Genomic DNA, 13,500 nt, shown 5'->3' on the forward strand with positions numbered 1-13,500 from the left:
ATACCCTTCAATCACTTTCATTTTCAATTCAGAAGCCTATTTTTAGACATAAAAGGACCCCCAAAAGTTAGTTTTTAACTCGAACTTTTGGGGGTCACTTCAAATTTAGAGGTTTTTTGAAGCTAATTTTATAGAGTAGATTGTTGGTGTATTAAAGCTGAACTTCATTTATAATAATAGTAAGACTTTTTAAAAAGGAGAAGGATTTATGGATAGAGGATTTAAACTAGTCAATAAGCTTTTTATTTTCACTATATTATTAGCTTTATTATATACTCCTATTTCTGCTAAAGCGAATCAAATAACCACAGAGTCATTAACAGAAACTAAAACATCAATAGAAAACAAAGTGGATCAAGAATTACTTAAGAAACTTTCAGAATCATTAATTGATTTGAAAGAGGTTGAAGAATTTGAGGTCAAGATGAAGTGGACCAACCTGGATAAAAATCAAGCGATGGGGCAAGCGACCTACCAAGTAGATGTTACAAAAGGAGACCTGAAGGGCGATTTAAAGTTTCAAATGGAAGATGATTATCCCGAGACAGCAGATTTTGGCTTTATATCATATGGAAGACACCGTTTGTTCTATGTAAAAGAATTTGCTTTTTTAGATAGCCTAGCTTATTTTAAACAAGCTTTTTTTAATTACCAGTTTGATAAACAAATGGCTAAGTACACTAATCTTTATACAGAATTTTCAAATGAAACAATCGGGACGGTTAATCTTAATGAAAAGCCTGCGACTTCTTTGCTGCTCATTCCTAATCGGGATAAGTTAATGAGAGTAGATAAGGGACAATTAAGTTTCAAGAAGGATCAATATCATTTAAATATTGAAAGAATCGATATTCCAAGTCTTTTCTTTGATAAGCACCCCTTCTTATCCATCTCTTATCGTTTAGATCATTTAATTCAACCTTCTACTTCATCTATCATGAGCGAGTATCAAGATTGGGAAAATCAATTCAACCATCAAATTAAAATTAATGAGCAAGCGAATGATTTTTTATTCGGAACAAAAATTGAATCCGAATTTTCTAACCATTTACAAGTTAAGGAAACGGAACACCGAACACCACAGTTCAATAAAACACTAAATTTGATGAGCCAAGGTTTAACTGATAAATTAACGAGTTTCACCATGGACTTTGATCCAGATAAACAAATTTTAGATGTTACCTTGGAGGGTATTGTAGAAAATGTAGCTTTTAACTTTTTTAGCAAAGATACAGCTGAACTTACTACTAAAAGAGTTCGATTAGAATATTCTTTTAAACCTAAAAAAGTAGTTATTCCCCAAAGAACAAGTCTTAAAACAATCAGTCCGGCAGCTGCTGACTATTTAATGGAAGAATTACTATCAAAAGAGAAAAAGTAATGCTTTAAGAAATGGGCTTGTTTTCTAGAGGCTTCTACTATAAATGATCTTAAGAATGAAAGAGGTAATAGAATGAAGTGTTTTTATTTAAAAGATTTTGCGAGTCAAAGAATTCAAGCAGGAGAAAAATTAATAAGGTTAGAAGACTTTGAAGCTCCTGATGATATTAAAGATGCACCTGAGGGGATGATTATCTCTATTACTGATCGCAGTCATAACTTTAAAGGGCAAGCTTTCGTTGGTCGGCAAAACAAAGGCTTTGCTTGGGTTTTTAGCTTAAATTTGGAAGATTTGTGGTCCAAAGAACTCTTTTCAATTTACTTTCAAGAAGCTGTTGAACGTAGACAATCTCTATTGGACGACCCTACAACAACGGGTTTTCGTTTATTCAATGGTGAAGGAGATGGATTAGGAGGAATATCAATCGACTGGTATGACCATTTCATTCAAATCAACTGGTATTCTAAAGGTGCTTATGAGTATCGCGATTGGTGGCTTGAAATTCTTTTAGAATCTCCACTTGAAGTTGCAGGTATATACGAAACCAAGCGTTTTCCAATAGGTGATAGTGAAAAAGCAATGGGACATGTTACCGGAAAAGAAGCCCAACAGCCTCTAATTATTAAAGAACAGAATCGAAAGTATGCTATTTATTTAGGTCAGGATTGGATGACAGGCCTTTTTTTTGATCAAAGAGAGGTACGACAGTATATTCAAGAGCAAGCAAAAGGCTTGTCTGTGTTAAATCTTTTTTCATACACGGGTGCATTTTCAGTTGCAGCTAGCCTAGGTGGTGCCAGTAATACTATCAGTGTAGATGTAGCTAACCGTTCATTAGAGTTAACTAAAGAAAATTTCTTAATTAATCAATTGGACGCTGACAATTTATCTAACGAGATTAGAATTATGGATGTGTTTGATTATATTGACTATGTCAAACGCTCTTCAAAAGATTTTGATATGGTGGTATGTGATCCTCCTAGTTTTGCCCGAACCAAACGTTATGTTTTTTCAGCCTTAACTGATTATATAAAAATGGCTAAAGATTTGTTTAAAATAACGAAAGCAGGAGGTTTGTGTGTCTTATCCACAAACCATTCAGCTTACTCAAAAGATAAATTTATTGAGGATATGAATGAAGCTGGGCGTTTAAGTGGCAAGAAGGTTCAATTGATTCAAAGTTTTAGACTTCCCGAAGACTACCCTTCTTCCGTTGATCCTACGAGTCAGTATCTTACAGTTCTGGTATATTATTGTTCTGAATAAGAAAGGCAGGGAGTAAGAATGTCTTATATTGCATTAAAAGAAGTTGTTAAAGAATATAAAACTGGCGAAGTCGTTACACGAGCAAATGATGGAGTCAGTTTTACAATTGATGAGGGAGAGTTTGTGGTTATTTTAGGTCCTTCCGGAGCTGGTAAATCAACTACACTAAATATCTTAGGTGGAATGGATCAAGCGACCTCCGGACAGGTAGTTATAGATGGAGAAGACATTGCTAAATACAAGGCTAAGCAGTTAACGCGTTTTAGGCGAAATAACGTTGGTTTTGTCTTTCAAAATTATAATTTAGTTCCTAACCTAACAGCTAAAGAAAATGTGGAATTAATGATCCACATTGCTAAAAGTAATATGCAAGCAGAAACCGTACTTAAAGAAGCAGGGTTAGGACATCGATTAGATAGTTTTCCTGCTCAGCTATCTGGTGGAGAGCAACAGAGAGTTTCTATTGCGCGGGCCTTAGCAGGTAGACCCAAAATTCTTCTTTGTGATGAGCCTACAGGTGCTTTAGATTATGAAACCGGCAAACAAATTTTGAGATTATTACAAGATACATGTCGAGAAACACGTACAACTGTTGTGGTAATCACTCATAATACGGTGATTTCGAAAATGGCAGACCGTGTGATTAAAATTCGTAATGGACAAGTAGAAGAAATCGTCAAAAATCCGCATCCTACTAATGTATTAGATTTACATTGGTAGAAAGGAGGTAACATGAAATCGCTCATAAAGGATATCTTTCGTGAGATATTAAAAAGTTTCCCACGATTCTTATCGATATTAGCTATTATTAGTCTAGGAGTTGCTTTTTTTATTGGAATCAAAGCAACAGGACCAGCTATGGTAGAAACCGCGCGTGACTATTATGAAACTTATGATTTGCCCGACGGTCGTATATTATCTACTCAAGGTATTAATGATAATGACATTAAAGAAATTAAAAATTTAAAAGATGGCGCAGAACTTCGGTTACGTCCCATTAAATCAGTTATTGGTATGGTTGAGCCAAGTACTCAACCCATCAAAGTTTTTGGTATCAATGAACAAGATAAAAAATATTATCAATTGGTTGAAGGGAGATTTCCACAGAAAGCTTCTGAAATCACATTGGATAGTAAGTATCTTGATTTAATTAATACTGATCCAAACGAGTCTGTCAAAGTTGGAGATAAGGTAAAAATCACTCTGAACCAACGAGCAAGTGAAGACGCTATAGATAGTGATAATTCAGATTCAATCTTTTCAATAAAAGATAGTGAATTGATAACAAATGAGTTTGAAGTTGTTGGATTTGTTCAAACACCACTTTATTATGAACGCATTAATCGAGGCCTCGACCATTCTGTTTTTGGGTTAATTCAAGAAGATCAAATACAAGCCAGTTACTATAGTGAAGTTTTCTATTGGATACGTAATAATAGAAAGAGAGCTTATGAACCAGCTTATCAATCAAGGCTCGATCAACTAAAAATTAAATTAGAAGATTTGTTAGCTAATCGTCCAAAACAGCGTTTGGAAGCCAGTAAAAAGGATATTCAAGCTAAATATGATGAGGTTAGTTCAGATTTAGAAGAAGCTAATAATGACTTTGAGGCGGCAAATAAAAAAATCTCCGAAGTCGAAAAGACACTGATAGATTCTGAACAAGACCTTCAAGAAGCTAAGATAGAATTTAGTCAAATTGAAGAAAACTTATTGCAGCAGTCTCTAGAAGGCAATATAGACTCTAATAATCCTCAAGCTTTAGGAAAGCCTGAAGAACAAGCAGAGTTGTTGGAAGGTCAAGAACAAAGCTTAATGGCTAGTAATGAGTTGTTTTTCGGAGAAAATCAACTGAGTCGCTCAAAAAAAGCTGTAGCAGATAGTATTGCTGAGAATAATCTAGAATTAAGAGAAGGACAATTAGCACTTGAGGAACTTAAAGAATTAGAAGCAGATTTAAAAGAACCGACTTATCATGTGTTGACACGTCAAGACGATGCAGCTTATAAATCGCTGAAAGAAAATGCGGAAAAATTGAATGTTATTTCTAATTTGTTTCCAGTTTTCTTTTTTGCTATTGCCGTTTTAGTTGTTTTCACAACTGTTAAGCGCATGTCAAGTGAACAAAGAAACTATATGGGAACCATGCAACAAATGGGATACCATCGCTGGCAAGTAATCTTAAAATTTGTGGTGTATGCTGGGTTAGCAGGAGTGATTGGAATAGTCTTAGGAATATCTTTGGGCTATCGTATCTTTCCACCAATTATTCTACAAGCATATAATTCCATGTTTTATTTGGCTAACCCATTGATTCCTCGCTCTTTATATTGGAATATGATTGTCGGTGCCATTGCTTTAGCTTGTACACTGATACCAGCAATATATACACCTTATGTATTGTTAAAGCAAGCTCCTGCACAACTTTTAAGACCTGAACCCCCTAAACAAGGTAAACAAATTTTACTTGAAAATTGGACTGAGTTTTGGAAACGCTTATCTTTTAATCGTAAAATGACTTTGAGAAACCTTTTCAGATATAAAGGAAGAAATCTCATGACTTTCATTGGTGTAGCAGGCTGTTCAATGTTAATTCTCACTGGTTTTGGAATTAGTGATACTATTTCAGGTTTGCTTTCTAATCAATTTGAGCAATTACAACGCTATGATGCTACCCTGGTCTTGAATGAAGATTTAGGCCAATACCAAACTCAAAAACTGCAAGATGAATTAGCAGATTACGAAGGCATTGAAGCGTATTATCCAATCCGTTCAGAATCCTTAGAATTAGAAAATGATGTTGAAAAAGAAAATGTCAATTTAATAGTTCCGCTAGGTGATGTTCAATCATTTAAAGACTTTGTATTTGTAAGACAAGGTGGAGATGATAAAGTGGCTGAACCAGTTGATTTAGATGAAGCAGGACCTCTTTATACAGAACGATTAGCTGAGTTATTCAACTTAAAACCCAACTCTAAAGCTATCTTTAAAATGGACGATGAAAATTATACGATTCCTTTAAAGGGAGCAGCAGAAAACTATGTCAATCATTATCTCTATATGGGAGAAAGTGACTACAATCAGGTGTTTGAAAAGCCCGCTCAAATTAATGCTTTTTTACTGAAATATGAAGCTAATGCCAAAGTGACTCGTATAGAAGACCAGTTACAAGATAATGAGGATGTTCAAGCTATCGTTAATATAACTAATATAGAAGAAGTAGTTAGCAAGACGATGGATAGTTTATACGTCATTACAATTGTTTTAATCGTTTCAGCGGCAGCCTTAGCTTTTGTGGTCTTGTATAACTTGACCAATATTAATATAGAAGAGAGAAATCGTGAACTGGCCACTATCAAAGTTTTAGGTTTTTATGCAAGAGAAGTGAGTTTGTATGTCTATGAGGAAATCTTTATAATCACAGTATTAGGTTCTTTTTTTGGCTTGATAGCTGGACGCGTGCTTACACATATTATTATGAAACAGATGCAAATGAATTCAATGCTCTTTTATCCTAGGGCAACCCTAGCATCCTTTTTAATATCCTTTATTCTTACATTTATTTTCTCAAGTTCTGTTATGCTGATCATGCACCAAAAAATAAAACGTATTAATATGGTAGAAGCTCTCAAGGGACTTGATTAATCAGTCCCGTATTGTTAAGCCCTTTAAGAATATGCTACAATGGTTTAAGTTAAGAACCAATTATAGAGCGACTATCTAAGAGGAGGCAATCAAATGAAGTGTCCAAATTGTGGACGGAATGTCCGTAGTAAGACCCAATGTGCGTACTGCGGTTATAGATTTAATCAAGCAGATAAAAAAGAACAGAGTTTATTGAAAAAGAGAAAACCTAATGATGAAATATCAGTTGAAAAAGATATCCGTGGTCTAAATGAAGTAGCTGATAATGAAAAACATTCTCAAGCTATCAAAGACAATAGACAGCACGTTCCTGTTAGGCGATCTCTTGAAAAAGAATTAGCAGAAGCAGAAAAAGAAGCTAAATTAGCTTATGAACGTTCACTTCAATCAAATTCAAAAGGCAATGAATCGGAAGAGGATTCAGAAGAAGCTTTTAAGAAAAGGGCAGACGAAATTTTATCTTATCCGTACACTGGCTCATTATTTTCTGATGAATCCACCGATAATGCTGAAGATTATATTGTCCCTAGAACTAAAAAGACTAGTTTTGGTAAAACGCTTTGGACTATTGTCAAATGGTTAATTTTATTGGCAGCCTTTTTTTTAATGTTTGTTTACGGACCTCAATTGGTAGGCATGGTTAAGAGTTATTTGGACCCAATAATAAATCAAAATAGTGAACAACCTGTCCAAGAAACTGAGACTTCTCAACTTCCAAAGGATACTGAAAAAACAATGAATGTTACTTCAGATAATTCTTCTTCTGAAGTAAAATCAGAAGAAGAAAATCAAACAACCACTGTAGAAGATACTGTTTTTGAAATAGAAAAATCAAAGGTAGATGTGGATGCTTATCCGATGATTACAGTTAATCTCGATTTTGCCAACTCTCTTTCTGATGTAGATCAAGAAACATTTAACTTTAAAGTGAAATATAATGAGACTGAAGCAGAATTGAAGGATGAGTTTTCTCTTTTTAAAGAAGGCAAGAAACTTAGATTATCCTTTAATGATCCCGCTTTATCAGTGATTGGTGAAGATACAAGTCAACAAGAGCTTTTAATAAGTGCAGAGAATTTTTCAGAACGCATCGCTTATGAAGTACCAAATAAGCAAGATCAAGCAGAAAGAATTGATCAGTTTAATCAAATAGTTACCAATTACTTTTCTAATCAGGAAACAGTAGCTTTACAAATTCAACAGCTAGGAGATAAAGCACCCTTTGTTTATGAAAACCAAACAATGGAGGCTGATCGTCTAATCGCTTGGTTTATTTTACAACGTACCTATGAATTGCTAGCAGAAGAAACAATTACTCTTGACCAAGAAATCCCTGTTAAAACACAATTAATTGCTTCTGGGGATACAGGACAAGTGGCAAGTCAAGCTAGAGATTCCTATACAGTCCAAGAGTTGATTGATTTAACTATTCAATCAGGAGATGCCTCTGCCATGAATCATCTCGTTCAGCTTGCTGAGGGTGTCAACCGCTTTAACTACTGGTTAAAAGAGTCTGGATATTTTGCTACTCGTATGAACGCTCCATTAGCTATTGAAGAAGATAGTTACATAACGGGTGCAGTCACTGATGTAACGGACTTAGCTAATTTACTTGTCAAATTAGCTAAAAACGAATTGATTGATGGAGAATATGACGACTTGCTGAAAGAATCAGTCAATCTCTCACCATTCACAGATAAATTTCCCAATTATAATGCTAATGTGACTCAACGTTACGAATTATTAACTACCGAAGAAAACCCACAACTTCAACATATTGCCGGGATTGCTCAAGCAGCAGGAGAAGACTATATTTATGTAGTTCTTACAAAAAAATTCACTGAACCTTATGAAATGAATGGTAAGATAAGCCAAACAATTAATGATATACTCATACAATATTTAGCGAACCAAGAAGGTGCTGAGATCTTAGAAAATGAAACTACTCTTGAGGTGACGCAAGAACCAGTTCAGACTACTCAAGCAGTAGTAACCCCACCTGTTACATCGGTTGAAACAGGTGTAGAGCCGACAGATAATTTATATAATGGCAAGCAAACAGAAAATTATTACTGGTTTGGCGATGAATACCGTAGAGGCACCTGGTATCAAGATGAAAATGGTGCTTGGTATTATTATTAAAAGGTTTATTCAAATGATTAGTTTTGAGATAGAAAGACTTCAATTTAAGAAGTCTTTCTATTTTTAAGAGCTTTTCCACTTCTCACATCACTTTTTAGGTGTATAATAGAGAAAAAGGGAGGAATTTCAATGAGTCCTACACTGATACAAATCGTTATTCATGCTATTAAAGAGAAATTTCAAACTGAAAAAGCTTTTTATGCGGAAAAGTTAGGCATTAGTCCTCAATCTTGGGACCGATGGAAAAAAGGAGAACAAGGTTTAAAATTTGAAAATATCCAAATAATATCGACTTTATTTACTGACTATGAATGGATGCTTGTTCAAAAAGTTGTGCGAAATGCTGAAATAATTCCAGAGGTTTCAGCTAATCCTGTTGGAGAATACCTCTATCTTAAATATCAAATCGCCAAGACTTGGGTTAACCATGGTATGGTACGCTTAGAATGGCATCAGAGTGAAAGCTCAGAAAACCAACAGAACACAATGATCTTGCAATTAATTGCAGATTATCAATTTTGGGGATACAACGATATAATAGAAATTCGTCTACCTGGAGTTTTGAGACAACAATTAGAAACTGATGAGGTAAAACTCTTACAATGGTTTGATGACCAAAGTGATAAAGTAAGAGACACTGTCGAAGAATAAAAATAGAGTGGTGAAGCTATTTGGTGCAAAGAAAACGCAAAAAAGCTCATAGACCCAGAAAAAAAACTTTGAAAAATAATAAGAAACTTAAACAATTCAAAAAATGGCAGGAAGCTTTCTTTAAACGATTAGGATGTTTAAGCTTCTTTATGATTATCTTTATTAGTTTACTTTTTGTGTTGTTATTTCGTTGGATGTCACAACCGGCTCCTAATTTTTATCAAAATGAGCTTTATCAATCAGATCACTTGCTCAAAGAACAATTTATTGCAGATTTGGTCCCAACTGCCCAAGCTTTACAAAGAGAGTTTGGTGTCTATGCTTCTGTGTCTTTAGCTCAAGCTGTTTTAGAATCGGACTTTGGTAGAAGTCAATTAGCTAGCCAGCATAATAATCTATATGGTGTAAAAACAAGTGCTGACGATCCTAATTCTGCACTCTATCCAACAATGGAGTTTTTTGATGGCGAGTGGGTTGAGATTAAGGATTATTTTAAGGTGTATCCTTCTAGACAAGCATCAATGCGTGAGCACGCTCTTTTAATGATTAATGGAACTTCTTGGGATCCTAATCAATATCAAGCTGTATTACAAGCCAAGGATTTCCAATCACAAGCTCAGGCATTACAAGATTCGGGTTATGCAACCGATCCAAATTACGGAGAAAAATTAATAAATATGATTGAAGAGTGGCAATTGGATCAATATGATCAACCATAAAAAGAATAATATGATGGGAGGGATAAAATGGTTCGAAGACATCAACCAGGAAGTATGATTGGTATTATTGGAGACTCACTTACAACCGCTTTACTGGCCCAAGAGGCCGGAAGATTGGGGTATCGTGTAGCAAGCATGGTGAGTCATGATGAAAACCCGGTCAAACAATTTTCTTATTGGCAAATAGTCGATGCTAACTATCAAGACGAGAGTTTAATCGAATTTGCAAGCTTAGTGGATATGATATATATTGAACCAGGTATTTTATCAAACCGACATTATAAATTATTGGAAGAATATACTGACTTGGCTTTATCAGAAGATTTAGTTGCAATTACAACAGACCGTTTAATTGAAAAAGTTTATTTAGACTCTACTAAAAGTTTAGTAGCACCTTTTTCAATGGTGACTTCCATTGAAGATATTAAAGAAGCGATAGAATATATAGGTTATCCTTGTGTTCTTAAGTCAGGACAACGACATTTGAATCAAGCCAAGGACCACATTCTTCTATTCAATGAGGATGATTTACCTTTAGCAGAGAAGAAAGTTGAGCAAGCAACATGTATACTTGAGGCTTGGATTCCAGTTGAGAAGAGAGTTTCTTTGACTGTTGTCAGAAATGAGCGAGGAGAATTATTGATTTATCCTCCCTTTGAATTAGTAGATAAAGGGTTAATTATTGGTACACAAGTAAGGTATCCTGCGCGTATTGTTGATGAGGTTTCTAATGAAATCAACCGATTAGGCCGATTAATTGCTGAGTCACTTACATTGATTGGGGCTTTGACATTAGAGTTCTTTATTACATCTTCTGGTGTTATTTACATCAATCAAGCTTCGATTGGCTTATCGCAAGCGGCAACTTTTACAATCGGCTCGATGTCCATATCGCAATTCGAAGCGTGTATGCGAGCGCTGTCAGGCTTGCCTTTGCCTACCTTAAAAGTAAAATCAGCAGCAGCTATAGCGATTCCTTTAGAATATTTAAATATAGAAAATGTCATGACACAATATATGTCTCGCACAGATTGGGGTTTTGCTTTAGTAAATTTTCCTGGACAATTACACAATCATTTGGAAGGACAGGTAATCATAACGGGAGATAGTTTAATATCGTGTGATCGGCAAATTGAAATGACCGGATTATATAAAATTCAATAGAATTAAGAAGCTGAAGGGATAGCCTTGGCTTCTTTTTATTTTATGAGGAGTTGGGAGAAGGCTATAAAGGACATAGGAGATTGTTCTTATTTTTGATATAATATCAAATATTGGAAGCGTTGGTGAAATGGAGTGATAATATGAATTTATTAGAAAGTATAGGTCGATTAAATAATAAGCAAAAGGAGGCTGTATTGACTACCCAGGGACCGCTGTTAATAGCCGCTGGGGCAGGTTCAGGAAAAACACGGGTTCTTACTCACCGAATCGCTTATCTTGTTGAAGAAGAAAGAGTAAATCCTTGGAATATATTGGCTATTACTTTTACAAATAAAGCCGCAAATGAAATGAAAGAGCGGATTAAAAACTTAGTTGGCCCAGATGCAGACTCTATATGGGTCTCAACATTTCATGCAATGTGTGTGAGGATACTTAGAAGAGAGGGCGAAAAAATCGGTTATCAACGAAATTTCTCAATCGTAGACCCATCTGAACAACTAACTTTGATGCGTCAAGTGTTAAAAGAATTAAATTTAGATAGCAAACAATTTAAAGATAAGAATCTTCTATGGCAAATTGAACAAGCAAAAAATGAAGGTAAAAGCCCAGCACATTATTTACAAACTGCCGGTAATTTTGTTGAAGAAATTTATGCAAAAGTCTATCAACTTTATCAGACAAAATTAAAACAAGCCAACGCCATGGATTTTAATGATTTGATTCTTAATACTGTTAAATTATTAGAAGAATATGATGATGTCCGTCACTTTTATCAGCATAAGTTTCAATATATTCATGTTGATGAGTACCAAGATACCAATAATACTCAGTATCAACTCATTCGATTATTAACAGGAATTCTTAATAACATTTGTGTAGTAGGAGATGCTGATCAATCTATTTATGGCTGGCGCGGCGCAAATATGGAAAACATTTTAAACTTTGAATCTGACTTTCCTCAAGCTAAAACGATTCTATTAGAACAAAACTACCGTTCCAGTCAAAATATTTTAGCTGCAGCTAATAGTGTGATTAAAAATAATCGAAATCGTAAAGTTAAGAAATTATGGTCTAATAAGGACAAAGGAAGCAAGATTAAGTTTTATCATTCAGACAACGACTCAGAGGAGGCGCTTTTTGTTATTCAAGAAATTATTGAGCTTAAAGATCGTTTTAATTTAAAAAATGATGATTTTGCTATTCTTTATCGAACTCAAGCTCAGTCACGCTCTTTAGAGGACCAGCTGTTAAAAGCCAATTTACCTTATAAAATTATTGGGGGCTTGAAGTTTTATGCTCGTAAAGAAATCCAAGACACCTTGGCTTATTTAAGGTTAATTAATAACCCCGCTGACAACCTTAGCTTTAATCGAATTGTGAATGTTCCTAAACGTGGAATTGGAAATACCACTATCGAGCGGTTATCAAATTTTGCTGCTCAGATTCAGTTACCCTGGTTCATGGCGATCGATTATTTAGATCAGTCTCAACTATCTAAAGCAGTACAAAAGAAATTACAAACGTTTGCTCAAATGGTTAAAAATCTTCAAGAACAAGCAAAATATCTCTCTATGAGTGAACTAGTAGAGCAAGTGTGGCAGCTTTCAAACTATACTCAGGCTTTAATTGAAGAAGGCACTCTTGAAAGTCGAGCTCGCTTAGAAAACTTAGAAGAATTTGCTTCAGTAACTAAACTTTTTGACCAAGAGGATCATAGTTTACTGTTAGAAAAAGATCCTGATTTTCAAAATCAAGATCAAAGCACTATCGAATCGCAAGCAATTTTAGAAATATCAGGTTCAAATGTTGCTTTGGATCTATTTGAGTCAGCAGTGGAAAGTGAGGACGATACTAATCAATCAACAGCTTTATTGACTCAATTCCTTACAGAATTGTCTTTGGTTAGTGATAACCAAGAAGAGGATGAACAAATGGGTATCACTTTGATGACTCTACATGCAGCCAAGGGCTTAGAATTTCCGGTTGTCTTTATTGTTGGAATGGAAGAAGGGATTTTCCCATCCTATCGTTCTTTTGATAATGAAGAAGATTTAGAGGAAGAAAGAAGATTAGCCTATGTAGGAATGACACGCGCTGAGGAAATATTATATTTAACAGCAGCATCCAATCGTCTACTATACGGACGTTATCAGCAAAATTTAGTTAGTCGATTTATAGATGAGATTGAACAAGATTTACTTGACCATATTGGACTTCCAGGAAGAGTCAAAAGATTTACTGCAAATAATCGAGGAAAAAACCAAGCCAATAGAGTTAAGTTAAGTCCCCCTTCGGCTCCCGTTAAGAAGAAGCGAGCTTTCCAAGCAACTTCAAATGTCAAAGGTCTAGAAATGATTAACTGGCAAGTGGGAGACAAAGTGGACCACAAAGCTTGGGGTCAAGGGACAATTGTAAAAGTTGACAAGTCAGCTAGCGACCAAATTTTAAAAGTAGCTTTTCCAGAGCAAGGAATTAAACAGTTAATGGCAGCATTTGCTCCAATTACTAAGTTATCAGATTAGGAGGCTCCTG

General features: G+C 35.0%; 9 protein-coding genes. All 9 read left to right on the forward strand.

Annotation, left to right across the window (positions count from 1 at the left end; genetic code table 11):
• Positions 1-208 precede the first annotated feature (208 nt).
• The 9 genes from ACQV18_RS05320 to ACQV18_RS05360 all read left to right on the forward strand — a co-directional run bounded on the left by ACQV18_RS05320 (position 209) and on the right by ACQV18_RS05360 (position 13,490).
• Positions 209-1,381, forward strand: a complete 1,173-nt coding sequence (locus tag ACQV18_RS05320; protein WP_428876304.1) for a hypothetical protein — start codon at positions 209-211, stop codon at positions 1,379-1,381.
• 72 nt (positions 1,382-1,453) lie between these two features.
• Positions 1,454-2,647, forward strand: a complete 1,194-nt coding sequence (locus ACQV18_RS05325; protein ID WP_428892676.1) for a class I SAM-dependent rRNA methyltransferase — start codon at positions 1,454-1,456, stop codon at positions 2,645-2,647.
• Between the two features lie 18 nt (positions 2,648-2,665).
• Positions 2,666-3,367, forward strand: coding sequence for an ABC transporter ATP-binding protein (locus tag ACQV18_RS05330; RefSeq protein WP_428873556.1), 702 nt, complete (start codon positions 2,666-2,668; stop codon positions 3,365-3,367).
• A 12-nt stretch (positions 3,368-3,379) separates the two neighbouring features.
• The gene (locus ACQV18_RS05335) at positions 3,380-6,292 is read left to right on the forward strand and encodes an FtsX-like permease family protein (protein WP_428892677.1); all 2,913 of its coding nucleotides are present in this window, start codon (positions 3,380-3,382) and stop codon (positions 6,290-6,292) included.
• Positions 6,293-6,385: 93 nt separating this feature from the next.
• A complete protein-coding gene (locus tag ACQV18_RS05340; RefSeq protein WP_428874875.1) occupies positions 6,386-8,434 on the forward strand; it encodes a serine hydrolase in 2,049 nt (682 codons plus the stop codon).
• 129 nt (positions 8,435-8,563) lie between these two features.
• Complete coding sequence (locus tag ACQV18_RS05345) at positions 8,564-9,085, forward strand: hypothetical protein (RefSeq protein WP_428873559.1); 522 nt, start codon at positions 8,564-8,566, stop codon at positions 9,083-9,085.
• A 68-nt stretch (positions 9,086-9,153) separates the two neighbouring features.
• On the forward strand, positions 9,154-9,804 hold the full coding sequence (locus ACQV18_RS05350) for a glycoside hydrolase family 73 protein (protein WP_428873560.1): 651 nt from the start codon (positions 9,154-9,156) through the stop codon (positions 9,802-9,804).
• A 27-nt stretch (positions 9,805-9,831) separates the two neighbouring features.
• Positions 9,832-10,968, forward strand: coding sequence for an ATP-grasp domain-containing protein (locus ACQV18_RS05355; RefSeq protein WP_428873561.1), 1,137 nt, complete (start codon positions 9,832-9,834; stop codon positions 10,966-10,968).
• A 140-nt stretch (positions 10,969-11,108) separates the two neighbouring features.
• A complete protein-coding gene (locus ACQV18_RS05360; RefSeq protein WP_428892678.1) occupies positions 11,109-13,490 on the forward strand; it encodes a UvrD-helicase domain-containing protein in 2,382 nt (793 codons plus the stop codon).
• Positions 13,491-13,500 lie beyond the last annotated feature (10 nt).

This window comes from Facklamia sp. P9177 (assembly GCF_050409585.1).
GTDB lineage: Bacteria > Bacillota > Bacilli > Lactobacillales > Aerococcaceae > Facklamia.